The 26,030-nt window shown below is 65.5% G+C and carries 25 protein-coding genes; 12 read left to right on the top strand and 13 right to left on the bottom strand.

What is annotated here, in order from left to right; all coding sequences use genetic code 11:
* The 4 genes from EYS21_RS14445 (at position 1) to EYS21_RS14430 (ending at position 3,938) form a co-directional block, all read left to right on the top strand.
* Entirely contained in the window at positions 1–1,122 is a 1,122-nt protein-coding gene (locus EYS21_RS14445) for a Gfo/Idh/MocA family oxidoreductase (protein WP_131133890.1), read from the top strand.
* Entirely contained in the window at positions 1,119–2,060 is a 942-nt protein-coding gene (locus EYS21_RS14440; protein ID WP_131133889.1) for a PmoA family protein, read from the top strand. Before EYS21_RS14445 ends, EYS21_RS14440 begins: the two co-directional genes overlap by 4 nt.
* Positions 2,057–2,803, top strand: coding sequence for a cupin domain-containing protein (locus EYS21_RS14435; RefSeq protein ID WP_131133888.1), 747 nt, complete (start codon positions 2,057–2,059; stop codon positions 2,801–2,803). The genes EYS21_RS14440 and EYS21_RS14435 overlap by 4 nt, the downstream gene beginning before the upstream one ends.
* A gap of 100 nt (positions 2,804–2,903) precedes the next feature.
* Positions 2,904–3,938 carry a LacI family DNA-binding transcriptional regulator gene (locus tag EYS21_RS14430; protein WP_165478323.1) on the top strand — a complete coding sequence of 345 codons (1,035 nt, stop codon included), beginning with the start codon at positions 2,904–2,906 and terminating at the stop codon, positions 3,936–3,938.
* Positions 3,939–3,958: 20 nt separating this feature from the next.
* Here the strand turns inward: EYS21_RS14430 and EYS21_RS14425 are convergent, their stop codons facing one another.
* The gene (locus EYS21_RS14425) at positions 3,959–4,222 is read right to left on the bottom strand and encodes a hypothetical protein (protein ID WP_131133886.1); all 264 of its coding nucleotides are present in this window, start codon (positions 4,220–4,222) and stop codon (positions 3,959–3,961) included.
* Between the two features lie 390 nt (positions 4,223–4,612).
* Here EYS21_RS14425 and EYS21_RS14420 point away from each other — a divergent pair, with 390 nt between their 5' ends.
* From EYS21_RS14420 to EYS21_RS14410, 3 genes are all read left to right on the top strand, one after another.
* Complete coding sequence (locus tag EYS21_RS14420; protein WP_207307777.1) at positions 4,613–4,786, top strand: hypothetical protein; 174 nt, start codon at positions 4,613–4,615, stop codon at positions 4,784–4,786.
* 164 nt (positions 4,787–4,950) lie between these two features.
* On the top strand, positions 4,951–5,163 hold the full coding sequence (locus EYS21_RS14415) for a hypothetical protein (RefSeq protein ID WP_207307776.1): 213 nt from the start codon (positions 4,951–4,953) through the stop codon (positions 5,161–5,163).
* Between the two features lie 165 nt (positions 5,164–5,328).
* Positions 5,329–6,579 carry an NYN domain-containing protein gene (locus EYS21_RS14410; protein ID WP_131133883.1) on the top strand — a complete coding sequence of 417 codons (1,251 nt, stop codon included), beginning with the start codon at positions 5,329–5,331 and terminating at the stop codon, positions 6,577–6,579.
* 4 nt (positions 6,580–6,583) lie between these two features.
* Here EYS21_RS14410 and EYS21_RS14405 read toward each other — a convergent pair whose 3' ends face one another.
* The gene (locus tag EYS21_RS14405; RefSeq protein WP_131133882.1) at positions 6,584–7,384 is read right to left on the bottom strand and encodes an IclR family transcriptional regulator; all 801 of its coding nucleotides are present in this window, start codon (positions 7,382–7,384) and stop codon (positions 6,584–6,586) included.
* A 160-nt stretch (positions 7,385–7,544) separates the two neighbouring features.
* On the bottom strand, positions 7,545–9,266 hold the full coding sequence (locus EYS21_RS14400) for an alkaline phosphatase D family protein (RefSeq protein ID WP_131133881.1): 1,722 nt from the start codon (positions 9,264–9,266) through the stop codon (positions 7,545–7,547).
* On the opposite strand from EYS21_RS14400, the gene EYS21_RS14395 reads away from it, so the two are divergent.
* Complete coding sequence (locus EYS21_RS14395; protein WP_347559566.1) at positions 9,205–10,176, top strand: SDR family NAD(P)-dependent oxidoreductase; 972 nt, start codon at positions 9,205–9,207, stop codon at positions 10,174–10,176. The two genes, EYS21_RS14400 and EYS21_RS14395, sit on opposite strands and share 62 nt — an antisense overlap.
* On the opposite strand, the gene EYS21_RS14390 is transcribed toward EYS21_RS14395, so the two are convergent.
* From EYS21_RS14390 to EYS21_RS14345, 10 genes are all read right to left on the bottom strand, one after another.
* Positions 10,169–10,765 (bottom strand): hypothetical protein, encoded by a 597-nt coding sequence (locus EYS21_RS14390; RefSeq protein WP_131133879.1) that lies wholly within the window; start codon positions 10,763–10,765, stop codon positions 10,169–10,171. The two genes, EYS21_RS14395 and EYS21_RS14390, sit on opposite strands and share 8 nt — an antisense overlap.
* A 123-nt stretch (positions 10,766–10,888) precedes the next feature.
* Positions 10,889–11,020 carry a hypothetical protein gene (locus tag EYS21_RS23930; RefSeq protein ID WP_278184743.1) on the bottom strand — a complete coding sequence of 44 codons (132 nt, stop codon included), beginning with the start codon at positions 11,018–11,020 and terminating at the stop codon, positions 10,889–10,891.
* Between the two features lie 104 nt (positions 11,021–11,124).
* Positions 11,125–12,039, bottom strand: a complete 915-nt coding sequence (pdxS, locus tag EYS21_RS14380) for a pyridoxal 5'-phosphate synthase lyase subunit PdxS (RefSeq protein WP_131133877.1) — start codon at positions 12,037–12,039, stop codon at positions 11,125–11,127.
* Between the two features lie 99 nt (positions 12,040–12,138).
* Entirely contained in the window at positions 12,139–13,512 is a 1,374-nt protein-coding gene (locus EYS21_RS14375) for an L-serine ammonia-lyase (RefSeq protein WP_131133876.1), read from the bottom strand.
* Entirely contained in the window at positions 13,513–14,145 is a 633-nt protein-coding gene (locus tag EYS21_RS14370; RefSeq protein WP_131133875.1) for a sarcosine oxidase subunit gamma family protein, read from the bottom strand.
* A complete protein-coding gene (locus EYS21_RS14365; protein ID WP_131133874.1) occupies positions 14,138–17,089 on the bottom strand; it encodes a sarcosine oxidase subunit alpha family protein in 2,952 nt (983 codons plus the stop codon). Before EYS21_RS14365 ends, EYS21_RS14370 begins: the two co-directional genes overlap by 8 nt.
* Positions 17,086–17,415, bottom strand: coding sequence for a sarcosine oxidase subunit delta (locus EYS21_RS14360; RefSeq protein ID WP_131133873.1), 330 nt, complete (start codon positions 17,413–17,415; stop codon positions 17,086–17,088). The genes EYS21_RS14365 and EYS21_RS14360 overlap by 4 nt, the downstream gene beginning before the upstream one ends.
* Before the next feature lie 14 nt (positions 17,416–17,429).
* Positions 17,430–18,647 carry a sarcosine oxidase subunit beta family protein gene (locus EYS21_RS14355; RefSeq protein WP_131133958.1) on the bottom strand — a complete coding sequence of 406 codons (1,218 nt, stop codon included), beginning with the start codon at positions 18,645–18,647 and terminating at the stop codon, positions 17,430–17,432.
* On the bottom strand, positions 18,647–19,945 hold the full coding sequence (glyA, locus tag EYS21_RS14350) for a serine hydroxymethyltransferase (RefSeq protein ID WP_131133957.1): 1,299 nt from the start codon (positions 19,943–19,945) through the stop codon (positions 18,647–18,649). The genes EYS21_RS14355 and glyA overlap by 1 nt, the downstream gene beginning before the upstream one ends.
* Before the next feature lie 178 nt (positions 19,946–20,123).
* Positions 20,124–20,801, bottom strand: coding sequence for a GntR family transcriptional regulator (locus EYS21_RS14345; RefSeq protein ID WP_131133872.1), 678 nt, complete (start codon positions 20,799–20,801; stop codon positions 20,124–20,126).
* Positions 20,802–20,938: 137 nt separating this feature from the next.
* On the opposite strand from EYS21_RS14345, the gene purU reads away from it, so the two are divergent.
* From purU to EYS21_RS14325, 4 genes are all read left to right on the top strand, one after another.
* Complete coding sequence (purU, locus tag EYS21_RS14340; RefSeq protein WP_131133871.1) at positions 20,939–21,853, top strand: formyltetrahydrofolate deformylase; 915 nt, start codon at positions 20,939–20,941, stop codon at positions 21,851–21,853.
* A 52-nt stretch (positions 21,854–21,905) separates the two neighbouring features.
* Positions 21,906–24,398 carry an FAD-dependent oxidoreductase gene (locus tag EYS21_RS14335; RefSeq protein WP_131133870.1) on the top strand — a complete coding sequence of 831 codons (2,493 nt, stop codon included), beginning with the start codon at positions 21,906–21,908 and terminating at the stop codon, positions 24,396–24,398.
* 131 nt (positions 24,399–24,529) lie between these two features.
* Entirely contained in the window at positions 24,530–25,156 is a 627-nt protein-coding gene (locus EYS21_RS14330; protein WP_131133869.1) for a cyclodeaminase/cyclohydrolase family protein, read from the top strand.
* The gene (locus EYS21_RS14325; protein WP_131133868.1) at positions 25,153–26,028 is read left to right on the top strand and encodes a tetrahydrofolate dehydrogenase/cyclohydrolase catalytic domain-containing protein; all 876 of its coding nucleotides are present in this window, start codon (positions 25,153–25,155) and stop codon (positions 26,026–26,028) included. The genes EYS21_RS14330 and EYS21_RS14325 overlap by 4 nt, the downstream gene beginning before the upstream one ends.
* Positions 26,029–26,030: the final 2 nt, after the last annotated feature.

Below are 26,030 nucleotides of genomic sequence, written 5' to 3'. Positions count from 1 at the left end.
ATGACTGACACACACAAGCACGACGCCGGCACTCCCCTACGCGTCGGGTTCATCGGCACCGGCGGCATCGCCAACGCCCATGCCGAAGCCCTGCAGCAGCAGCCGGGCGTGGAACTCGCCGTCGCCATCGACATCGACCCGTCCCGTTCGGAGGCCTTCGCCAGCAAGTGGGGTGTCACCCGCACCGCGGCGAGCCTCGCGGAAGCAGCCGACGGCGGCGGGCTGGATCTCGTAGCCATCTGCACCCCGCCGTCCAGCCACTTTCCGCTGGCCCTGGAGGCGCTCGGGCTCGGCCTGCACGCCGTCATCGAAAAACCCCCGGCGTTGTCGCTTGGCCAGATGCGCCAGCTCGAAGCCGCCGAGGCCGGGTCCGCGGGATCACTGAGCTGCATCTTCCAGCACCGGTTCGGGTCCGGCGCCCAGCGGCTCCTCTCCCTGCAGCGCTCCGGCGCCCTCGGCAGGCAGCTCGTCGGAACCTGCAACACCCTCTGGTTCCGCGACCAGCCGTACTTCGATGTCCCGTGGCGCGGACTGTGGGATGTGGAGGGCGGCGGGCCCACCATGGGCCACGGCATCCACCAGTTCGACCTGCTCCTGCACCTGTGGGGTCCCTGGTCCGAAGTGACCGCCTTCGCCGGCAAGCTGGCCCGGAAGACCGACACCGAGGATGCCTCCGCCGCCGTGGTCCGCTTCGAATCCGGCGCGATCGCCACCATCATCAACTCCGTGATCTCCCCGCGCGAAACCTCATACCTCCGGCTGGACTACGAAAACGCAACCGTCGAACTGGACCATCTCTACGGCTACAGCGACCACAACTGGACGGTGACGCCGGCACCCGGCCAGGACGCCGTCGTCGGCCTCTGGGCCCAGGGTGAGGACAAACCCAGCGGACACGCCGCGCAGTACGCGGCCATCATCAGCAGCCTGCATAGTGGTGAAGCCGCCCCGGTCTCCATCACCGACGCGTACGCCACCATGGAACTGGCCGCCGCGATCTACGCGTCCAGCGTCAGCGGAACCACCATTGCCCGCGGCCAGATCGACGAAGCCAGCCCGTTCTTCACCCGGATGGACGGCCACCTTGAACCCTGGAAACAAGAGGAAGCACTCAACGCATGAACACCTCAACACCGCTGACCTGGCGCGATGACAAGCAGTCCCTGACCGTCTCCCTGGGGGACCTGGACATCGCGACCTACACCTACGACGCTACCGACGAACAGCGCGAATCGCCGCGGCCGTTCTTCCATCCGCTGCGCACCACCGCAGGGGAAACCGTCAGCGCCTACCGGCCCTGGGACCATGTGTGGCACAAGGGCATTGCCTGGTCGCTGCCGCACTTTGGCGAGGACAACTTCTGGGGCGGGCCCAGCTTCCGCCGCGGCGAAGACTACAAATGGCTCCCCAACAACGGCACGATGCGGCACGAAGCAGTACTGGAGTCTGGGCTCGACGGCGGCGCGTTCCGTTTCGCCCACACGCTCAGCTGGTGGACGCAGGGCGGGAAGCATGTGGTTGACGAGGTCCGCTCCATCCGGATCAGCCCCGGCCCGGACGCCGACTCCTGGACGCTGGTCTTCGAAACGGCCATGACCAACGTCTCCGGCAGCGACGTCCAGATCGGCTCCCCCACCACCGAAGGGCGCGAGAACGCCGGCTACGGCGGCCTGTTCTGGCGCGGGCCCCGCGAATTCGCCGGCGGCCGGATCGCCGGCCCCGGCGGGACAACCGGCGAAGCGCTGCGCGGCACCCGCGGACCGTGGCTTGCGTTCGTGGGCCAGCACGATGACAGCTGCCGTTTCTCCACGGTGCTGATCGCCGACGATACCGCCAACGCCCAGCACCCGCCGGAGTGGTTCGCCCGGTCCGAGCCCTTCGCCTGCTTCGGACCTGCCCCGTTCTTCAGCGAGGAGGTCACCTTCGCCGACGGCGCGACGATGAAGAACCGGTACGCCGTGATGACCGCCGACGGCGATTCCGACGCAGGCCGCCTGGATAGCCTTGCGGCCGCCGCCGTTGACATGCTGCGCCAACAGGCTGTGGAAGCGTCCGCATGACCACCATCCAGCGGACTGCACCGTTTCCTGGGGCGGTGGCCCTCACACGGCTGGGCGTCTACGGCTGGGAGGCGGCCGACGGCGTCTGCGGCGGGTCCCCACACATGCACACGGCCTCCACCGAGGCCTACCTGGTACTGGCCGGAACCGGACGCGTGGAAACCATCACCGCCTCGGGCTACGAATCCCACGAACTGGCCCCCAACGATCTCCTCTGGTTCAGCCCCGGCACGATCCACAGGATCGTCAACGACGGCGGCCTCGACATCCTAGCCATCATGCAGAACGGCGGGCTGCCGGAAGCCGGCGACGCAGTCCTCACCTTCGATGCCGACATCGTCGCCGACCCGGAGCGGTACGCCCGGACCGCCGCACTCGACGGCGGGCGGGGCCCGTCATCGGACGCCCTGGCCCACGCCGCACGCACCCGGCGTGACGCTGCGCTCTTGGGCTACCAACGGCTGAAGGAGGCAGCGCTGGCCGGTGACTTCGACGCCGTCGAGCAGTTCCAGCGCGACGCCGTCCGGCTGGTGCAGTTCCGGGTCCCGGGGTGGCAGGAACTCTGGAAGGGGAGGATAGCGCCCGAGGCAGCCCGGACCGAAAACTGGCTCGCCGACCTCGCTGAGGGCCGGTTCAGCCACTTCAAGGATGCGGCCGTGTCCCGCACAGCTCCGGCGGGCGCGGAGCGGATCTTTGGCATGTGCGGCATGCTGCAGAAATGGGACTCCGGCGGGCCCGCCTAAGCCACGGCGCGTGTCAATGACGGGTCAGCGGGAGGGATTAAGCTGGAGCCCGGATCCCTCCCGCGACCACCGCAGGAAGAAACCTGAAAGGGACGCCACCATGGTGCAATCAGCAGTAGGACCGGGCCGGTCAAAGGCACCCACCATCTACGACGTGGCAGACCTGGCCGGAGTGTCGCACCAGACAGTGTCCCGCTACCTCAAGGACAAAGCCAAACTCAAGCCGGCAACGGTGGAACGTGTTGAAAAGGCGTTGTCGGAGCTCAACTACACGCCCAACCTGGCCGCAAGGTCGCTGCGTTCCCGCGAGCTGTACCGCATCGTTGTGGTGGTTCCTGAGGCCTCCCTGTACTTCCCCCTCCGCATGCTTAACGGCGCCACGGAGACCGCGCACGCCGCTGGCTTCCGCATTGACGTGGTGGCGATGGAGGGGACTGCTGAAGCCCGCGCCCGCCGGCTGCAGGGACTGCTCGCCGGCGAAGACGTTGCCGGCATCCTGTCCTTTGTTCCCCGGCCCTCCAAGCTCGGTGCCTCCCCGGAAGACGCACCCAACGTCCCCATGGTGGTGGCAGGCGAGTACGACAACCGCATGCGTGCCCGGGGCAGCCTGGCGGACGGCACCGCTGGGGCCAAAATCGTGGAACACCTGGCGTCGCTCGGGCACAAGAAATTCTTCCACGTGGCGGGGCCCTCAACCTGGCCGTCCGCCCGGAACCGTCTGGCGGTCTACGAGGAAACCATTGCCCTGCTGGGCCTGGCCTCCCTGGGCGTCGCAGCCGGGGACTGGTCCTCGGCCTCCGGCTACGCCGCCGGGCAGGAAATAGCTGCTTTGCCGGATGTCACTGCGGTGGTGGCGGCCAACGACACGATGGCCATGGGGGTCATCCGTGCCCTGCACGAGCACGGCATCCCCGTGCCCGGTCAGGTCAGCGTTTTCGGCTGGGATGACATGGCCGAATCGAAGTACTTCATCCCGTCACTGTCCACGGTCCACATGGATCTGGAGGCGCTGGGCGCCAGGAGCATGGGTGAACTGATCGGCCGGATCCGCGGAGAGCAGCCCACCGACGCCGGCCTGACCCTGGCGCCGATGGAACTGATCTTCCGGGAGTCCATCGGCCCTGTGCGCAGTTGAGCGGCAACAAGAGACGCTGCCTACTGCGGAACGCAGGCCTCCACCGAGCCGAGATGCACCTGGGCTCCGCCGGCGACGAACCCACCGAACGTGGTGTAGCCCAAATCCTTCGCTATGGCCTTGTACACGTTGACATCGAGCACACCTGCGGACGCCTCCGAGGAGACGATCAGGCCCACGCAACTGGCCCGGTGGTTGGCTGCCTGGGCTGCGGGCAGCCCCATGGTGAGAGCGACCAGCGTCGCGACGAACAGCATGGCGAATCTACGGATGTGAGTGTTCATTGTTTGCCCCTGGAAAACATTGCAATGTCATCAAACGACTTACGGCCGTGTCCGGCGGCGTCGCCGGTCCGGCGCAGTGAGGCCTCTGCGTTGCCCCCAGGGCGTGGGCCAAAACGCGGCGCCCCGCAAGGGATAAAGGCGCCTTCGCAGATCGGGCACTTGTTCCGAATGTGCCCCACCTGAAGATTACCGCTGCTGAATTTCGCCGTCCACGGCCAGCGTGCAATCGGTCACATCGCCCTGAATCCGCTTGCAATTACGGTTCGGCACCCCGCACCATGGACTTGGGAATGCGCTTTCCTGATGTTGCATTCCCAGTCCTCACCGCTGAAGACGCGGCCCCGCGATGAAGCCAGGTGCCGTCAACCGCCTTGAATGGAAGTACTGACAATGACGTTCGAAACTGACCACTCCGTGACCCTGAAAATCTGGGACCGCTCCGCCATCGACCACACGCTCGAAACGGTGGTGCAGGACCTGGCGGCCCGCGCGAAAACCGCCAAATCCAGCATCGCCGTTCACTGCAGCGGTCCGAACATTTTCACGGTCAGCGTGCGCGTGTAATCGGTCACATTTTCGGCTTTTCGGTTGTCAATGCCGTCTGCCACCGGGAACCATGAACAAGGGAACCCGTTTCCCGCCTACCTGAACCAGCAATCCTCACCGACGAGGATGCGGCTCCAAACAACGACGTGGGGCCGTCGACTGCATGAGTGAAAGTACTGACAATGACGTTTGAAACCACTGATTCCGTAACGCTGAAAATCTGGGACCGCTCGGCCATCGACCACACGATCGACGCCGCCGTGCAGGACCTCACACCCCGGGCCAAGGCCGCCAAGTGCGGCATCGCCGTCACCCGCAGCGGACCCAACACGTTCACCATTGGCCTGAGCCGCAACGTGCCGCAGGGCGCCACGTTCGAGGAAGTCACCCGCTAAACAACCAAGCAGAGGGCGACGGCGGGACCTCCCGCCGTCGTTCTCCCGCCAGTCCCCAAGTAGGTAGCACTAAGTGTCGTTTAGAGCGCCGAAAACGACACTTATTGCTACCTACTTGGGCGAAGGGTGTTCCTTCCCGTTCCTCATTACTGGCACACTGAGCCAATGAATGAGGCGCGCACCACTCCCCGTCGGCCGGGTCTCCGGGCAGCGATGTTTGTCGATTTCGACAACGTCTACCTTGGCCTTCAGGCCCTGGACCCCCAGGCGGCGAGGCGGTTCGCCGAAGACCCCAAGCACTGGGCTGATGCGCTGTCGGCCGGCGGCCCGGGTGAGAATTCCCGCCGCTTCCTCATCCGCAACTGCTACCTGAACCCGGTGGCGTTCTCTAAGTACCGCACGTACTGGACGCGGGCGGGCTTTCGTGTCATCGACTGCCCGTCGCTGACGCAGCGGGGCAAAAGCAGTACCGATATCAACCTCGTCCTCGACGCGATGGATACCCTGACCGGCGTCAATGAAATTGACGAGTTCTTCATCGCCTCGGCCGACGCCGATTTCACGTCCCTGATCCAGCGTTTCCGCGCCGCCGACAAGCTGACAACCGTCATCGCCGCCGGAGCCGTGGCCTTCGCGTACCGCGAGATGGCGGACAACGTGGTGGAGTCCCACGACTTTGTGGCCATCCTGAACGGCAGCATCGTGGAGCCCCTCCGGGCGGTGGAGTCCGGCCAGCCGCAGAAGGAGGCGCAGGGAGCCGCGAAGGCAAAGCCGAAAACGAAAGCCAAATCTGTTTCTGCCGCGATCCGGGAGGTCTGCGACCTGGTCCGCACCGCGCCGGGGCCGGTTGTCGGCGCCATGGTCGCCCACAGGGCGCTCACGGTGGACCCTTCGCTGAAGACGGACTGGGCCGGCTTTGGGAAGTTCGGGACGTGGGTGGCGCAGATTGGCCAGGGCGTTGAATACTCCCCCTCACGCGGCGGCTGGGTCTGGGACGCTCAGCGGTTTTCCAGTGACGACCTCCCTGTCGAAGCCGAGGTTGAACCCGGCATCGAGGAGCGGGTGGCCCGGGTAACCGACGTGCCGGCACTTTCCGAAGCCCAGTTCCGGCAACTGTTCCAGGCGATGGCGGCCAGGCTCCAGGAACAGCCCGTCAACCGCAGCGACCTGTCCCGGCTGGTCCGCGATGACTGCGTCACAGCAGGCCAGCCGGTGTCCCGCGGGGCCGTGAACTTCGTGATCCAGGGCCTGGGCTACGTCAATTTCCAGCTGGACGAGACCGCCACCGCGGAGGGGCTGGCCGCAGCCTGGACTGACGACGTGGAAGAGCTGTGCCGGGTGGCACTGATGGAGTTCGACGACGGCGAGCGGCAGGCGCTTCGGCGCTGGGCCAGCGGCGGTTACCTGGAGTCGTGAAGGGTCAGAGCGCGCGCCCGCCCAGCCGCGCAGTCACTTTTTCGGCGGCCGTGGCACACGCTTCGCCCAGGCTCTGAAGCCGCTCGGCGGAGACCCGGAACCGTGGCGCCGGGATCAGCACGGCGGCAACCACGTCACCGCGATGGTCGTACACAGGCGCGGCGACGCCCACTTCGTCAACGGATGATTCGCCGTAGTTGACGGTCCACCCCCTGCCGGCCCCTTCCTTGAGCCGGACCAGGTAGGCATCGAGGCCGGCGTCGTCCAGGCCCGGCAGTGTGACGGTGCCGCTGCGGAGCAGGGACCGGACGCGTTCCTCAGGCTCGCCGGCGAGGAACACCTGCACGGAAGCACTCATGGCATCGCCGTAGCGGGCGCCCAGCGGCGTGGTGTGCTTAATCTGCTGGCGGCTGGCGATCTGCTCCACGCACATCGATTCGTTTACGTTCCAGACCATCAGCGCACTCGTTTCACCGGTCTGCTCCGCGAGTTCGCGCAAAACCGGGTACGCGACCCGGCGTTCCTCAAGGTCGGCCAGGAGGGGCCCCGCCACGGCGATCAGCCCCAGGCCCAGCCGGAACCGTCGCGTCTCCTCGTCCCTCTCCACCAGGCGTTCCTGTTCGAAGGTGGCAAGGATCCGCGAAACGGTGCTCTTGTGCAGCCCGATGCGGTTGGCGATCTCCGTGACGCCCAGCAAAGGCTCGTCGACCGAAAAACACCGGAGCACGGCGATGGCGTTCACGATGACGGACGCACTCTTGGTGTCGCCGGCTCCCGAGGTGTCAGTGGCTTCTGTTGCACTCATGATGCGAAGGACTCCCGTTATCTGTACTGTGGGCAGGTGTTGCGCGGAAAGCAACACTGTTGCCCTAAGGCTACCAAGCGCGTGGCCGCGCATGCGCGATGGGATTGCAGACCGGCCCGTGGCGGATTGACGCCCTCAAAGGTACTGTCTGGCTGGCGGCCTAGCTTCTTGCCGGCGGCACCCGGTTATCAGGCAATGTTCGTCCGCTTTCCGCTGCGCGATTCCGTGCGCTCCGGGACGCTACCGTGAGGGATGCCACCGTCTCGAGCCGTGGGTGCAGTTCGTCGCCGTCTTCCACGACGCCTGTCTGCCACCACAGTTTCAGCCCTTCCGGAACAACCTCAAGAGTGGCCAGGTTGTTGGTGAACCAAGGCCCCGCGACGCGTTTCCACCTGAACGGCGGGTTCGGCACACGCGCCGAGCGGGCCACCAGGGCACCCACCGGCGAAGCCAGGCCGTAGGCCATGACAGCCCCGAAGTATCTCATCAGCCGGGGAAGAGGATTGCGGATCGGGGAACATACTGCCTGGATGATCCGGCTGCCGGAGGAGCGTTCCACCTCCGCGACGTAGGAAAAATGCACGTCACCGGACAGGAACGTCACTGTCTCGGGTGACGTGCCACGATTGCCATCGGCGACGCCTGCCGCCATGGCAGCCACGTCCTGGAAGCTTTTTTGGAAGGCGCCCCAGTGTTCCAGGTCCACTGCCTGGCGCAGCTTCTCGCCGAGGCGGGCGGGGAGCTTCCCCCACGCACCTTCGGATATGGCCTCATTCCACGACTCGACGTGGTGCAGGCCCATCGGCAGTAGGAAGGGCAGCGACGTGGCTACGAGCAGGTGGCGGAATCCGCCGCGCATCCGGCCGTCAAGCCAGGCCATTTCGTCGTCGTCAAGCAGGGCGCGGGTCTCGGGTTCCAGGTTCCTGGCGGCGCGGGAGTCAACCACAATCAGCCTGGTGTCGCCGAAATCCCGGCAGTAACTCCAACGGTAGGATTCCGGGTCCCGGTCTGCGCGGTCCGCGAAGCTGTCCAGTTCAGCGCTGATGTCCAGTTCAGCCTCGCCCTGATGGCCGGCTATCCGCTGCCAGATGGCATCGTTTTGCCGCTCCCGTGGCGACAGGTTTCCCAGGTGCTGGTGGACCCAGTAGGAGGCCAGCCCTGAGACAATCCGCCCGTGCCACCATGAGGTGGCTTCCATCTCCCTCTTCCAGCTCAGCGAGGCGTTCCAGTCGTCGCGGATGTCGTGGTCGTCGAAGATCATCGCGCTGGGCAACGTGGACAGCAGCCACCTGTTCGCAGGATCAGACCAGGCAAGGTTGTAGAGGTGGGCATATTCCTCGTAGTCCTTGAGCTCCTCGCCGGGCGGCTCGTTGATGTCGCGGCGTGCGCGAATGAACTCTTGCATCTGCTCGCTGGTCAGGTCGGCATACACCTGGTCTCCGAGGAAAGCCACCAGGTCCGGCCACGGCCGGTTGTCGCCCGAGGCCATCGCCAGCGCGTAGGCGCGGAGCGAGTCGACGCCGTGCGTCCGGTTGCCGGACTCGTCATGCGGGACACTGGTGCGGCAGGATCCGTACGCCAGGCGCAGCGGCTTTCCGGGCTTCAGAGTCGCGATCACCGGCGGCGGAAACTCTGATGCCGGATCGGGCCAGACGTGTACCCCGTCGATTTCCAAGGTGTACGACAGCACCGATCCGGGGTCCAGTCCGTCCGCCTCCACCAGTGCGTAATGGTGGCCGTGCACGGCGAACGTCCGCGCCGTCCAGTCCCTGCCGGCGGCGCGGACGCGGACGCCGGAATCACTCCTGGTCTCCACCCAGATGCTGGCCGACGTCTCATCCACGTACCGCATTATGGGGCCAAGCACCAGCGAAGTCGTCATGACTCAGTTGTACCCGTTCCGGACCGCGGCAACCATACAAGCAGCCAGGAACCAAGGAATCACCCACTGCCCGCACGCCGATCCTATTGTTGGGCGAGGTCCGGGTGGCCCTAGATGGAATGCGAGGCCTGTCCAACGCCGTTCGCTGGCACTGCAAGGGCGAGGTGATCCTGCAGTGGAACAGGACAGTGGTGCTCCGGCAGGTTCTTTTCGTAGCGGACGACGCCGGCCGGTCGCCTTCGAGAGGTGGCCGGCCGGCGTCGTTGTGCATGCTCGCAGCCGCGGACGCCTGACCGCCCTACAGGGTCTTATGGACCGCGGCGCGGCTGGCGTGGTGGGCGATCTTTCTGACATGGAACAGGTGCGTGACCTCGCAGGGCAGGTGAACCGGATCGGTACTGTGGATGTCGTCATCCACAACGCAGGCGTGCTCACCGGGCCGCATGTTTTCCAGGTCAACGTCGTGGCGCCTTACCTCCTCACAGCCCTCATCCACCGCGCTCGCCGGCAGATCTATCTCAGCAGCGGCATGCACCGCGGGGGCCGGGCCGTACTTGCGGACAAGGACGGGAGCGAACTGGTACCGAGGGTCTCCTACTCGGACAGCAAGCTCTACGTGACTGCGCTTATGGCGGCCGCAGCGCGGTTGTGGCCTGACGTTCTCAGCAATGCTGTTGATCCCGGGTGGGTGCCTACCAGGATGGGCGGCCCTGGCGCCCCCGACGACCTGGGGCTCGGTCACCCTACGCAGGAATGGCTTGCCACCAGCGATGCCCCGGAGGCACTGACCAGCGGTGGCTATTGGTATCACCAGCACCGGCAGCAGGCCCACGACGCGGTCTACGACGTGGCTTTTCAGGATGCGCTGCTGAATCATCTCGTCCGCGTCACCGGAGAGCACCTTATGTAGGTGACACGTCCGCTGGTGATCGCGATCCGGCGGCGTCGGAAGCAATGCGACGGGCGGCGAATCCGGTCAGCACCGCCACTGTGGCCGCCATGAGCAGCCCGGCCAGCAGGTAGACACCGAAGAGAGCCGGCGCCGGGGTGGTTTCGTCAATGAACGGCGACGGGGCCAGCGTCCACAGAATACCCGCGGCCCAGGCTCCCGCATTGACGGGAATCCAGAAAGCGGTCCGCAGGCCTTGGCGGCGGAGGACACACCACTGGAGTGTCGGAATGGAAAGCAGAAGCAGACAGCCGAGCACAGCCGTGAGGACAACTGCCCAAGGTGAACCAAAGTCGATCCCGCCCAGGCTGCTGGGGAGCATCCCAATCGACCACGCGGCCGCCGCTCCCGCCGCCGTCGCCAGCATCCACGGCGACCGGGGAACGGCGCCTCCGAAGCCCAAGGACTGGCCGAATCCGAGCAAGGCGCCTTCGCACGCGCCGGCAAGGACCATTGCCGGATAAACCAGGCCCGCCGGGGCGGCGAGGAGGCTCAGGATGCCACCCACAACGGCGGGGATGGCAAAACCCGCGGCTTCCGCAAGCGTCACGGACACAAGCCAGCGCTGGAGGAAGCGATCCCGGTCCACGGTCAGGCCGGTACGCGCCGGAAACCAGGTACCGCATTGATGTCCATGCAAGGAACCCTACTCTGCGCGCCTCAAACCACCCTTCTACACCCAGACCTTGTAGCCGGTGGATTTGTCGAAGAGTCTCCGCGTAAAGGCTCCTGACCCCGCTATCCAGAGCACTGAATCATCATCGGCAGCCTGCTCAACCACGCCGGTCATCACATGCTCGCCCAAAAGCCACACCTCCACCGTGTGACCGGTAAGCCGTGCCCAGTCTGTGCGCAACCCACGCCTGCTGGCGGTCCTTTCCAGTTGATTGCCCGTCACAGCCATCCCTTTTACCAGCCGCGCTCGGCGAGGCGGTGCGGCTGCGGGATCTCGTCGACGTTGATGCCCACCATGGCTTCGCCCAGGCCGCGGGAGGCCTTGGCGATGACGTCCGGGTCGTCATAATAGGCGGTAGCCCTGACGACGGCGGCGGCACGCTGGGCCGGGTTGCCGGACTTGAAGATACCGGAACCGACGAACACGCCGTCGGCGCCAAGCTGCATCATCATCGCGGCATCGGCCGGGGTGGCGATGCCGCCAGCGGTGAACAGCACCACCGGAAGCTTGCCGGCGGCGGCAACTTCCTTGACCAGTTCGTACGGGGCCTGCAGTTCCTTGGCCGCGACGTACAGCTCATCCTCGGGCAGGGCAGCAAGCTTGGCGATCTCGGAACGGATCTGGCGCATGTGCCCGGTCGCGTTGGAGACATCGCCCGTGCCGGCCTCGCCCTTGGAACGGATCATCGCCGCACCCTCGTTGATCCGGCGCAGCGCCTCACCGAGGTTCGTGGCACCGCAGACGAAGGGAACGCTGAAGTTCCACTTGTCGATGTGGTTGACGTAGTCGGCCGGGGTCAGGACCTCGGACTCGTCAATGTAGTCCACGCCCAAAGACTGCAGGACCTGGGCCTCGACGAAGTGGCCGATCCGGGCCTTGGCCATGACCGGAACGGACACGGCTTCGATAATCGCCTCGATCATGTCCGGATCCGACATGCGGGACACGCCGCCCTGGGCACGGATATCGGCCGGAACGCGTTCCAGCGCCATCACTGCCACGGCACCGGCGTCTTCGGCGATGCGGGCCTGCTCGACGTTGACGACGTCCATGATGACACCGCCCTTGAGCATCTCAGCCATGCCCCGCTTGACACGGCTGCTGCCCGTGACGGCGATATGTTCGTACGGGAGTCGTTCTAGGGTCACTTCTTGCTCCAATGGGACAGGGCGCCTGGCCAGGCATTCGAGTAATGGGACTGGCCCCGGGTGCAGGTGCACACCCGGGGCTACGTGTACTTCACCGAGTCAGCATTCGATGACGTTTACCGCGAGGCCACCCCGGGACGTCTCCTTGTATTTGCTTTTCATGTCGGCGCCGGTTTCCCGCATGGTCTTGATCGCTTTGTCCAGAGATACCTTGTGGCTGCCGTCCCCGTGGAGGGACAGTCGCGCGGCGTTGATGGCTTTGACACTGGCGATGGCGTTGCGTTCGATGCAGGGGATCTGGACCAGGCCGCCTACGGGGTCGCAGGTCAGGCCGAGGTTGTGTTCGATCCCTACTTCGGCGGCGTTCTCCACCTGCTCGGGCGTTCCGCCGAGGACCTCGCACAGGCCCGCGGCCGCCATGGAGCAGGCGGAACCCACCTCGCCCTGGCAGCCCACTTCGGCGCCGGAGATGGAGGCGTTGATTTTGAACAGGATTCCGACGGCGGCCGCGGCCAGCAGGAAGCGGACCACACCGTCGTCGTTGGCGCCGGGCACGAACTTCACGTAATAATGCAGCACCGCGGGAACGATGCCGGCCGCGCCGTTGGTGGGTGCGGTGACGATGCGGCCGCCGGCGGCGTTTTCCTCGTTCACTGCCAGCGCGAAGAGGTTCACCCACTCCATCGCGCGGAGCGGGTCGGTCACGCCGGTGTCCGCTGTCAGGGTCTGGAACAACGACGGCGCGCGTCGCCTGACGTTCAGGCCACCCGGAAGGATCCCTTCCGCGGCGCAGCCGTTGTCCACACATTCGCGCATGACCGCCCACAGCGCCAGCAGTTTTTCCCGGAGTTCCGCTTCGCTGCGCCAGGTCAGTTCGTTGGCCAGCATCACGTCGGAGATGGACATGCCTTCGCGCTGGCAGATCTCCAGGAGTTCGTCGGCCGTGCTGAACGGGTAGGGCAGCACGGTGGCGTCGGCCACTACCTTGTCCGCGCCCTCCGCGTTGCCGTCCACCACGAAGCCGCCGCCGATGGAGTAGTAACTCCGTTCGCTGAGGACGGTCCCGCCGTGGTCCAGGGCCCGGAACGTCATGCCGTTGGGGTGCGCCGGGAGGGACTTACGCCGGTGCAGGATGACGTCCTCGTCCCAGTTGAAGTCCACCCGGTGGTCCCCGCACACCCACAGTTCGGCGTCGAGGGCGGCGGCGGCCACCTGGTCATCGGCCGTGGTGGTGTCCACTGTTTCCGGGTCCAGCCCCTTGAATCCCAGGACCACAGCCTTATCGGAGCCGTGGCCCCGCCCGGTGGCGCCGAGCGAGCCGAAGAGTTCGGCCTGCACGCGCCTGGTGGAGCTCAGGTGTCCGTCGCCCTTGAGTCCGTCGGCGAACAGCTTTGCTGCCCGCATCGGGCCGACCGTGTGTGACGACGACGGCCCGATGCCAACGGAGAACAGGTCCAGGACGCTGAGGGCCATTTAGGGGACCTCGGGAGAGGCGTATTCCCGCATGGCGTCGAGGAGCCAGCGGCCCAGGAAATCGGCGAAGGAGGCGCGCGGGAACAGCCGGTAGCTTTCGTCGCCGGTCTTCCAGAGAACCACGGGGATGTTGCCGATCTCCGTGGACAGCGCCGTGCCCGCCTTGAGCACGCGGGGGTGCAGGTCCAGCGAGCAGCCCTTCTCGAGGACGGCGCGGGCCCGCGGGCCGGTGAGTTCGAAGGTGGTGCGGTTGGCGGAGAGGTCCACCACCTGGCCTTCGCCGTCGGCAAGGGCTTCCCGGAGCGCCTGGATGAGGTCGCCGCCGAGGGACTCGTGGGCCTCCATGGGAGCCACCACCAGGAATTCCTCGGGCCCGAGCCACAGCACGGAGGTGTCGCCGGAGCCGGCGACGGCGCCGCATGCTGCGGGCAGGCCGCCGGTGACGGACCAGATCCGCTGCCCGGCGTCGCTGTTCCGGTCCACCCTCAGGCCAACCATGGTCAGGAAGGTGATTTCACTCAGTTCCACGGTGCCGGGGACGGACCCGGTGTCAAATGCTGCCCTGAGCAGTGCAGCGGGGCTGGTGCGGAGGAAGAGGTTCTTCTTGGTTTCGGGTGCTGCTGTTTCAGCCATCTTTGCGGGTCCCTTCGGGGTCAAAAAGTACGGTTTCAGCGACAACAACGTCAACGAGCTGGTTTCCGGCGGCGGCCACCAGGGTCTCGCCGATCCGGTTGCGGCCGTTCTTGATCAGTGCCAGGCCGAAGGAGCGGCCAAGGGCCGCGCTGTGGTAGCTGGAGGTGACAAATCCCTGCATGGGAACCGGGCCATACGCGGAGTTCACCGGGATGCCCTTTTCCACCAACTGGGTGCCTTCCGGCAACCTGATGGTGCCGTCGATGGGCAGCACGCTGACCAGGTGCTTACGGTCCCCGCGCTGGGCGTCGGCGCGTGCGTAGGACCGCTTGCCGATGAATTCCTTGGCCTTGGAGACGATCCAGTCCATCCCGGCGTCCTGCGGGGTGACGGTGCCGTCCGTGTCCTGGCCAACGATCGGGTAGCCCTTTTCGGCGCGGAGCACGTGCATGGTTTCGGTGCCGTACGGGGTGATGTTGAATTCGGCCCCCGCTGCTGCCACGGCCTCCCAGGTGTTGAGCCCGTACCAGGCCGGCACGTTGATCTCGTAGGCCAGTTCGCCGGAGAAGGAGATCCGGCAGACCCGGGCCTGGACGCCGGAAGCGAGGGTGGTCTCGCGGAAGGTCATGAATGGGAACGCTTCGGCTTCCAGTCCGCCGTTGGCGGCGAGTTCCGGTGCCACCTTGGCCAGCACCGCACGGGATTTGGGCCCGACGACGGCAATGGTGCTCCACTGTTCGGTCACCGAGGTGCACTGCACGTCCAGCTCCGGCCATTCGGTCTGCAGCCATTCCTCCAGCCAGTCCAGCACCTTCGCGGCGCCGCCTGTAGTGGTGGTCATGAAGTACCGGTCATCGTCGAGGCGCAGGGTCACGCCGTCGTCGAAGATCATGCCGTCCGCCATGCACATCACGCCGTAGCGGGCCGAACCGGGGGCGAGCTTCTTGAACGCGTTGGTGTAGATCCGGTTGAGGAACTCGCCGGCGTCCTTGCCGCGGATTTCGATCTTGCCGAGCGTGGTGGCGTCCATAAAGCCCACGGATTCGCGGACGGCTGCACATTCACGCAGCACGGCCTCGTCCATGTCCTCGTTGCCCTGCGGGTAGTACCAGGGCCGCTTCCACTGTCCGACGTCCTCGAACAGTGCGCCCTTGGCAACGTGCCACGGGTGGATGGAGGTGACGCGGGCGGGGTCGAACAGTTCGCCGCGCTGGCGTCCGGCGAGGGCCGCGAACGCTACGGGAGTGAACGGGGCCCGGTAGGTGGTGGTGCCGATGTCGCCGATGCCCCGGGACGCTTCGCCTGCCTGGCGGAGGGCGGCGGCGATGACACCGATCGCGTTGACGCCGGAGGTCTTGCCCTGGTCATTGGCGGTGCTGATGGATGTGTAGCGCTTGATGTGCTCCACGGACCGCATCCCGGCTCCGGTGGAGCGCAGGACATCCGCAACGCTCTGGTCCCGCTGGAAGTCAACGAAGTGGTGGTGCCAGTCATCCGGAGTGCCGGTCTGTCCGGGAACCAGCCACAGCTGGCGGGTCGGGGCAGACGCCTTCGGCTCGCCGATGACGGCGGGCTTGGTTTCCGAGGTGAAGCCGGCGGCGATGGCTGCCGCGGCCCCGGCGGAGATGCCTTCGGCGAGGCAGTCCTGGAGTTCGAAACTGCCTCGGCCCGAGCCAACATTCTGCTGGTTCGGAACCACGGTGCTCGGCACGAAAGCTGCCAGGCCATCGTCCCAACGCAGCTTGCCCTGCCGCTGGGAGTGCAGGTGCACCAGCGGGCTCCAGCCGCCGGAGACTGCCAGCAGGTCGCAGGCGATCTCTTCGACGCCTGAGGTGAGTTCGCCGTCGTCGTTGATGCTGCGGACGGTGACGGCGTTCAGCCGGCCGTCTGCGGACTCCGATGCTGCAGCGGTGTTGGCCACCGCGCTGCCGATCAGCACCCGGGTCCCGGCTTCGACGGCGGCAGCGGCCACCTCGGTCAGCTTGGGACGGGCGTCGACGACGGCGGCGACCTTGACGCCGGCGGCGCGCAGGTCCGCGGCCAGTGCGTAGGCGCTGTCGTTGGTGGTGCTGATGACAACACGCTGTCCGGCGGACACGGCGTAGCGGTTGAGGTAGCTGCGGACGGCCGAGGCGAGCATGATGCCGGGGCGGTCGTTGTTCTCGAAGACCAGGGGGCGTTCGTGGGCGCCGGGGGCCAGGACCACCTGGTTGGCACGGATGTGCCAAATGCGCTGCCGGGACACGCCGGACGCGGCGGGGCTGGACAGGTGGTCGGTGCGGTTCTGGACGGCGATCACGTAGTTGGCGTCGTAGGCGCCGAACGCGGTGGTGCGGTTCAGGACGGTGGATTCCGCGCCGGAGACGAGCTCAGCCTCGACGTCTGCAACCCACTCCAGCGCAGGCTTGCCTTCGATGGTTTCGGCCAGTTCGGGGGCGGTGGATCCGGACAAGAGCGACCCGCCCAGCTCTGGCTGGTCATCCAGCAGCATAACGCGGGCGCCGCTGCGGACGGCTTCGCGGGCCGCGGCCAGGCCGGCGGGGCCGCCGCCGATCACCAGGACGTCGGTGTGGACGTACTTCTTGTCGTACTCCGCACGGTCTTCCTCGGGATCCAGGCGGCCCAGGCCGTTAAGCAGTTCCGCCTTCAGGCCGTCCACCAGGGTGACGGTGGTTGCCGGGAGCATGGACTCGGCCACGTGCCCGGGGAAGCGCGGCGCGATCTTTACCAGCGCGTTGGATTCCTCCACGCCGGCGGACATGATGCCGCGGGGCCGGTCCTCGTAGAGCGAGTCGCCCACGGCGATCCGGCCGTTGGCGAGCAGGGCCGAGGCCAGCGTGTCGCCGGGGTGGCCCGTGAATTCCTCGCCGTCCACGGTGAAACGCCAGGCGATGGTGCGGTCGATGCGTCCGCCGGCGGCGAGGCGGGCGTTCTGGGAAGTCACTTGGTTGCTCCTTCCGGGGCGGTGGTGCTTTCGGGGGCAGGTGCCGCGGCGGCTTTGTCCGGGCGGGGCGCGCCCATGGGGTAGACCGCCTGGATCTCATAGGTGACCGTGTCGCGGAGCATGTTGAACCATTGGCGGCACCCGGTGCTGTGGAGCCAGCGTTCGGCGAAGGCGCCCTTGGTGTTGTCCCGGTAGAACAGGAACTCGGCCCATTCGCGGTCGTTCAGTTCGTTCGGGTTTTCCGGATAGGCCACGTGGGCCTGGCCGCCGTAGTGGAACTCGGTCTCGTCGCGGGAGCCGCAGTTGGGGCATGAAATGAGGAGCATGTCCGGACTCTCTTCTAGTGGGCCACGGCGGCTGCGCCGTGTTCGTCGATCAGGGCGCCGGTTTCGAACCGCTCCAGCGCAAACGGCTTGTTCAGTTCGTGCGGCGTTCCCGTGGCGATGGTGTGGGCAAATGTGAGGCCCGCGGCCGGCGTGCCCTTGAAGCCGCCGGTGCCCCAGCCACAGTTCACGAACATGTTCTCCACCGGGGTGGTGCCCACGATCGGGGAGGCGTCCAGCGTTGTGTCAACGATGCCGCCCCAGGTCCTGAGTACGTGCGCGCGGGCAAAGATCGGGAAGAGCTCGACGGCGGCAGCCATCTGGTGCTCGATCACATGGAACGAGCCGCGCTGGCCGTAGCCGTTGTAGGAGTCCACTCCGGCGCCCATGACCAGCTCGCCCTTGTGGGCCTGGGAAACGTAGACGTGCACGTGGTTGGACATGACCACTGTGGGGTGGACCGGTTCGTGCAGTTCGGAAACCAGCGCCTGCAGCGGATGGGACTGGATGGGGAGCCGGAAGCCGGCCATTTCGGCCAGGACCGAGCTGTGCCCGGCGGCGCACAAGCCCACCTTTTCGGTGTTGATGGTGCCGCGGTTGGTCTTGACGCCGGTGACCCGGTTGCCGTCCTTGACGAAGCCGGTGACTTCGCAGTTCTGGATGATGTCCACGCCTAGTTCGTCGCATTTGCGGGCGAAGGCCCAGGCCACGTGGTCATGCTTGGCGATACCAGCCCGCGGCTGGTACGTGGCGCCCATGACGGGGTAGCGGATGTTGTCGTTGATGTTCAGGATGGGGCAGAGTTCCTTGACCTGCTGCGGGTCCAGCCATTCGGCATCCACCCCGTTGAGTTTGTTCGCACCCACGCGCCGCATGCTTTCACGGACATCACCCAGGGTGTGGGCGAGGTTCATCACGCCACGCTGGCTGAAGAGGAAGTCGTATTCGAGCTCCTCCGGCAGGACTTCCCAGAGCTTGAGGGCGTGCTCGTAGATAGCGGCGCTCTCGTCCCAGAGGTAGTTGGACCGGATGATGGTGGTGTTCCGGGCCATGTTGCCGCCGGCCAGCCAGCCCTTTTCGAGGACGGCGATGTTGGTCATACCGTGGTTTTTGGCCAGGAAGTAGGCGGTGGCCAGGCCATGCCCGCCGCCGCCAACAATGACTGCGTCGTAGGAAGGCTTCGGGTCCGGGTTGTGCCAGAGGAATTCAGGGTGCTCCGGAAGCAGATCGGCCATCATGCCACCTCGTTCGTGTCAGAGGAGAGGTTGGGGTAGAGCGGGAACTTTCCGGCAAGGATTTCAACCCGCTGCCGGAGTTCCGCCACGGTCTCGTCGCTGAACTCGCGCTTGAGTGCTGCGGCGATGATGTCCGCGACCTCGGTGAACTCCGCCTTCCCGAACCCACGCGTGGCCAGTGCCGGAGTGCCGATACGAAGACCGGAAGAGATCATCGGCGGACGCGGATCAAAAGGCACGGCGTTGCGGTTGACCGTGATGCCGATCCGGTGCAGGCGGTCTTCGCCCTGCTGGCCGTCCAGTTCCGAATTGCGCAGGTCCACCAGGACCAGGTGCACGTCGGTGCCACCGCTGACGACGGTCACGCCGGACTCTGCGACGTCGGCAGCCAGCATGCGTTCTGCGATGATGCGGGCGCCTTCGAGGGTGCGTTCCTGGCGCTCACGGAACTCCGGCTCGGCAGCGAGCTTGAACGCCACGGCCTTCGCGGCAATGACGTGCTCCAGCGGGCCGCCCTGCTGGCCCGGGAATACGGCGGAGTTGACCTTCTTGGCGATGTCGGCGTCGTTGGTCAGGATCACACCACCGCGCGGGCCGCCAAGGGTCTTGTGGGTGGTGCTCGTGACGATGTGGGCGTGAGGCACGGGGCTGGGGTGGAGCCCTGCGGCCACCAGGCCTGCGAAGTGGGCCATGTCCACCATCAGGTAGGCGCCTACCAGGTCCGCGATACGGCGGAATTCGGCGAAGTCCAGCTGCCGGGAGTAGGCGGACCAGCCGGCGACGATCAGCTTCGGCTTGCTCTCAACCGCCAGGCGCTCGACTTCAGCCATGTCAATCAGCATGGTGTCTTCGCCGACTCCGTACGGGACCACTTTGTAGAGCTTGCCGGAGAAGTTGATTCGCATCCCGTGCGTCAGGTGGCCACCGTGTGCGAGGTTCAAACCCAGGATGGTGTCGCCCGGCTGGATCAGTGCGAACATCGCCGCTGCGTTGGCCTGGGCGCCTGAGTGGGGCTGCACATTGGCGAATTCGGAGCCGAACAATGACTTAAGACGGTCGATGGCCAGCTGCTCGACCACGTCAACGTGTTCGCAGCCGCCGTAGTAACGCTTGCCCGGGTAGCCTTCGGCGTACTTGTTGGTCAGGACGGATCCCTGAGCCTCCATGACGGCAGTCGGCGCGAAGTTTTCGGAGGCGATCATCTCCAGCGTGCCCTGCTGGCGCAGGAGCTCCTGCTGAACGGCTGCGTGGATCGCAGGATCGGTCTCTGCGAGCGTACGGGTCAGAACGTCGACCATCATTTCTCCTCTGCTATCTAATATCCTGTTGATATATTAGTTTCGTGACTCAAGTATGCTATCGAGTCCGGTGGGTGTCAACAGATTTTTCCAGCCTTCCCGGAGGTGTCCCAGAGGCGCCAAAAGCGCGGCTGGGAGGGCCGCGCTTTTGCGTAAGTGTGGAGGGGCAGGGTCCGGACTAGGTGAAGAGCGCCTTGCGAACGGCATCCTCGAAGCCGCTGACATGGCTCCTCGCGAGGTCAGCAGCCAGCGCCTCATCGCCGTCGATCACTGCGCCGAGCAGGTCCAGGTGCTCATGCACGTGGCGGGAAAGATCGGGAAGGCGATCCAGCACCATGCACCAGATGCGGGTGGCGAGATTGTCGTACCGGATCAGCACGTCCTCGAGGTGGGGATTGGCCGCAGCCGCGTAGATGCCTTGATGGACGCGCGCATCAAGGCGCAGGGTTTCGACGACGGAGGCCGCATGGGTATCGAAGGATTCCACATCCCGCATCACAGCCCGCAGGTGCTCCCGATGCCGTTCCGTGGCCACCCTGGCGGCACGGGACGCTGCGAGCGGCTCAAGCTGCGTCCGGATTTCTGAAATAAACGCAAGGTCAGTCACCTCCACGCGGGTGGCAAAGGTGCCCCTGCGCGGATACGAAACCACCAGGCGGTCAAGCTCAAGCCGCTTCAGGGCTTCCCGCACCGGAGTCCGTCCCATGCCGAGGTCCTTGGCGAGGTGGTCGTCATTGAGGAGATCGCCGGGTTTGATATCAAGCATCAGCAGCCGGTCGCGGATACGCTCGTACGCCACGTCCGCCAACGACTTCTTGACTGCATCTTCCACGATCGCCAACGCTTCAACTGCCATAACCTGGACCCCTTTCCATTCAAGCCAAACAGGCTATTGACCTCGCCCACTGACCAGTATACGCTGATTCCCAACCCTAATATATCAGTTTGAGATCTGAGAATATATCTAACGGGAAGATACCTAAAGGAGGAGACATGACCCTAGTGGCAACAGACTCATCAACCAGCACGCTGACCCAGAATGACCCCCGCGTGAAGGACCAGGCCCAGAAGTTCGTACTCACACTGTCGTGCGTCGAACGCGCCGGTATCGTCCAGGCGGTCACCACTTTCCTCTTCGAACGTGGCTTCAACATCGAAGAGCACCAGCAGTTCGACGACGGGCTCCGCGAGACGCTGCACCTGCGCACCGCCTTCTCGGGTTCCCCCGAGTACACCCCGGAGAGGCTCCAGGAGGAGTTCAGCGCCATTGCGGACCGCTTCGAGATGAAGTTCAGCTTCCACGACCAGACCCAGCAGCGCATCCTGGTCATGGTGTCCAAGTTCGGCCACTGCCTCAATGACCTGCTCTTCCGCTGGCGCGGCGGCAGCCTCGGCGGCGACATCGTCCTGATCGTTTCCAACCATGAAACCCACCGGGCCATGGCTGAGGCAGCCGGCCTCCCCTTCCTCTACGTCCCGGTGACACCCGAGACGAAGGCAGACGCCGAGCAGCGCCTGCTCGATCTCATCGACGAGCACAACATCGACCTCGTGGTGCTGGCCCGCTACATGCAGGTGCTGTCCGACGATCTCTGCCGCTCCCTTGAGGGCCGCGCCATCAACATCCACCACTCCTTCCTGCCCGGATTCAAGGGTGCCCGCCCGTATCACCAGGCGTACGACCGTGGCGTCAAGCTGGTGGGCGCTACAGCCCACTACGTGACTGCGGAACTGGATGAGGGGCCCATCATCGAGCAGGAAGTCATTCGGGTGGACCACAGCTATGGACCGACCGCCCTGTCAACGGTTGGACGGGATGCCGAAGCCCTGGCTCTGTCACGCGCCGTGCGGTGGCACTGCGAGCACCGTGTGTTGCTGGACCAAACCAGCACTGTCGTGTTCCGGTAACCACGACCACCTCATCAGCAGACAACACACGAAAAGCAGCAGGAGAAACCACATGGCTTCGACGCCAAGCATTGTCATTATTGGAGCGGGAATCGTCGGCACGAACCTGGCCGATGAACTGGTCACACGGGGTTGGAACAACATTACTGTCCTGGACCAGGGACCCCTGAATATGCCTGGAGGCTCCACGTCCCACGCCCCGGGCCTCGTGTTCCAGACCAACCCCTCAAAGTCCATGGCGCTCTTCGCCAAATACACCGTGGAAAAGCTGCTGTCCCTCACCGAAGACGGCCAAAGCTGCTTCAACCAGGTCGGGGGCCTGGAAGTTGCCACCACCGAAACCCGCCTCGCGGACCTGAAGCGGAAGCTCGGATATGCCGCCGCGTGGGGCATCGAGGGCAAGCTCCTTTCCCGCGAGGAATGCAAGGAGCTATACCCGCTCATCAATGAGGAAGACATCCTGGGTGGCCTCCACGTACCCAGCGATGGCCTGGCACTCGCCGCCCGCGCAGTCCAGCTGCTCATCAAGCGCACGGAAGCCGCCGGGGTTAAGTACATCGGCAACACCGAGGTCACCGGAATCGAACAGTCCAACCGCCGGGTCACAGGAGTGGAGACAGCTGAGGGCGTCATCCCCGCGGACATCGTGGTTTCCTGCGCCGGCTTCTGGGGCGCCAAGATCGGAGAGATGATTGGGATGTCCGTCCCGCTCCTCCCGCTGGCCCACCAATACGTCAAGACGACTCCCGTCCCGGCACAGCAGGGCAAGAACGAACTGCCCAACGGAGCTTCGCTGCCCATCCTGCGGCACCAGGACCAGGACCTCTACTACCGCGAACACGGAGACCGCTACGGCATTGGTTCCTACGCGCACCGCCCCATGCCCGTGGACCTGGACGAGCTGGGCAGCTACGAGCCCAGCAGCATCAGCGAACACAACATGCCGTCGCGCCTGGACTTCACCCTGGAAGACTTCCTTCCCGCGTGGGAAGCAACCAAGCAGATCCTGCCGGCACTGCGTGAAAGCGAAATCGAGGATGGCTTCAACGGCATCTTCTCCTTCACCCCGGACGGCGGCTCCCTGGTGGGCGAGTCCAAGGAAGTGGACGGCTTCTTTGTTGCCGAGGCCGTGTGGGTCACCCACTCCGCCGGCATCGCCCGTGCCGTGGCAGAGCTCCTCGTGGACGGAAAGTCGCATATTGACCTCGGCGACTGCGATATCCACCGCTTCGAAGAGGTCCAGCTGACCCCCGAGTACGTCAGCGAGACCTCCCAGCAGAACTTCGTGGAAATCTACGACGTCCTGCACCCCCTACAGCCAAAGCTCTCTCCCCGGAACCTTCGCGTCAGCCCCTTCCACGCCCGCCACAAGCAGCTGGGCGGCTACTTCCTGGAAGGTGCCGGCTGGGAACGCCCCTACTGGTTCGAAGCCAACGCCGAACTGCTCAAGGAAATGCCTGACGAATGGCAGCCGCCGGCACGTGACGCCTGGTCCGGAATGTTCAGCTCCCCCATCGCCGCCGCGGAAGCTTGGAAGACCCGTACGGCGGTGGCCATGTACGACATGACCCCGCTCAAGCGCCTTGAGGTCTCCGGCCCCGGAGCCATGAAGCTGCTGCAGGAGCTGACCACCGCCGACATGACCAAGAAGCCGGGGGCCGTCACCTACACCCTGCTGCTGGACCACGCCGGCGGCATCCGAAGCGACATCACCGTGGCACGCCTGAGCGAAGACACGTTCCAGCTCGGCGCCAACGGCAACATCGACACCGCCTACTTTGAGCGCGCAGCCCGCCACCAGACAGAGAACGGAAGCGCCAGCGACTGGGTCCAGGTCCGCGACACCACCGGTGGCACCTGCTGCATCGGCCTCTGGGGCCCACTCGCCCGCGACCTCATCAGCACCGTCAGCAGCGACGACTTCACCAATGACGGCCTGAAGTACTTCCGCGCCAAGAAGGTCACCATCGGCGGCGTCACCGTCACCGCGATGCGCCTGTCCTACGTCGGCGAACTGGGCTGGGAACTGTACACCAGCGCAGACAACGGCCAGCGCCTGTGGGACGCACTGTGGAAGGCAGGCCAGCCGTTCGGTGTGATCGCTGCCGGCCGCGCCGCGTTCAGCTCGCTGCGCCTCGAAAAGGGCTACCGCTCGTGGGGCACCGACATGACCACCGAGCACGACCCGCTGGAAGCCGGACTCGGTTTCGCCGTGAAGATGACCAAGGAAAACTTCGTTGGCAAGGCAGCACTGGAAGGCCGGACCGAGGAAAACTCTTCCCGCCGCATGCGCTGCCTGACGGTCGACGACGGGCGCAGCATCGTGCTGGGCAAGGAACCTGTCTTCTACAAGGACCAGGCAGTCGGCTACGTCACGAGCGCCGCCTATGGGTACACCGTGGCCAAGCCGATCGCCTACGCGTACCTGCCCGCCGCCGTCTCCATCGGCGACTCGGTTGAAATCGAGTACTTTGGCCGGCGCATCCAGGCCACGGTCACAGCGGATCCACTGTACGACCCCACCATGTCCCGGCTCCGCGGCTAACAGCCGCAGCGCCATTCAAGGGCACGCGGCCCGGACTCATTCCCTCGCAACCAGAGTCCGGGCCGCTGCTTTGCCATGGCCCATCCCATGCCCCAGGCCAGTCGACTAGAGCTTCAGCCCCAGGAAGACACATGATCAGTTCAGAAACAATAAACGATTACCTCGCCAGGCTTGCATCGCGCGAACCCACCCCAGGCGGCGGTGCAGCCGCGGCTCTCCACGCCGCCCAGGGGGCCGCACTTGTCGCCATGGTGGCAAGGTACACCACGGGCACGAAATACGAGCAGCACGCCGAACTCGTCGCCAGGATCATCAGCAGCGCCGACGGCCTGGTGGCCCAGGCCCTGCGTCTCGCGGACGCCGACCAGCACGCGTTCCAAAGCGTCATTGACGCGTACAAGCTCCCCGCCGGTACTGACGACCTCACGGCTGCACGGACAGCATCCATCCACGACGCGCTCGTCCAGGCCGCGGAAACGCCGGCACAACTGATCCTCGTTGCCGGCGCCGTCGTGGATCTTGCCACGGAACTGTTCGAGGTGGCCAACGCGAACGTGATCAGCGACGTCGCCGCTGCCGTAGACGCTGCCCGGGCAGCCGCCACCACTGCACGGGTAAACATCGACATCAATGTCGTGGCCATCAAGGACACGGAAAAACGTTCCCGGCTGGCTGCCCGGACCGATGGCCTTGAGGAAAAGGTCATCCTGGCAGCCGACGCGCTCGTGAAGCGCGTGCGCGAAAGGATTCTCGGTTGAGCACCACACTCCTCTCCGGACGAAACCTGGCAAAGCTCATTCAGCAGAAGGCCCACGACGAAGCCCGGAACCTCGAAACTGACGGCCTGCGCCCCACCCTTGCAGTGGTTGTGGCCACCGACGACGGCTCCACGCACTGGTATGTGCGGTCCATCGAACGGGCTGCAGAAAGCGCGGGCATCAATTGCCGGATCGTGGACCTTGGCCACGACGCGACAGGACAGCTGCTGGCCTCTGTCCTGAAAGACCTCAGCGCCGAGCCATCGGTCAACGGCATCATCCTGCAGACGCCATTGCCTCCCGGCGTTGATGCAGATGCGCTGGTTGGGCACATCGCCCCCGGGAAGGATGTCGACGGCGCGAATCCACTAAGCCTCGGCCGCCTGGCCGTGGGCCAGCCCTCGTTCGCCCCTGCCACGGCACGGGCCGTCACCGAGATCCTTGACCACTTCGACATCCCGGTGGCGGGCCGGAACGTCGTCGTGGTTGGCCGTTCCGCCGTCGTCGGAAAACCGCTGTCCCTGCTGCTGCTGGAACGCGACGCCACCGTCACCGTCTGCCACTCCAGGTCAGGGCCGCTGGAGAAATACACCAAGACGGCCGACGTCGTCGTGGTCGCCGCCGGGCGCACCGGCCTGCTGAACGGCGGCCACATTTCCTCCGGGGCTGTTGTGATCGACGTCGGCACCAACGTCCTCTCCGACGGGTCCCTCGTCGGGGATGTGGACGAAGTCAGCGTCCGGGGCGTCGCCGGGGCGCTGACACCCGTTCCGGGTGGCGTCGGCTCAGTCACCACGTCACTGCTTCTCCTGCACACCACCGAGGCCGCGCGGGAACAGTCACGTGCATTGGTCCGGGGAACAACAGGGTAGTC

Origin of the sequence: Arthrobacter sp. S39 (assembly GCF_004320525.1) — a bacterium.
In the GTDB taxonomy this organism is placed as follows: domain Bacteria; phylum Actinomycetota; class Actinomycetes; order Actinomycetales; family Micrococcaceae; genus Arthrobacter.
The sequence above is the reverse complement of the archived record's forward strand: the minus strand, read 5'-3'. Positions and strand labels throughout refer to the sequence as shown.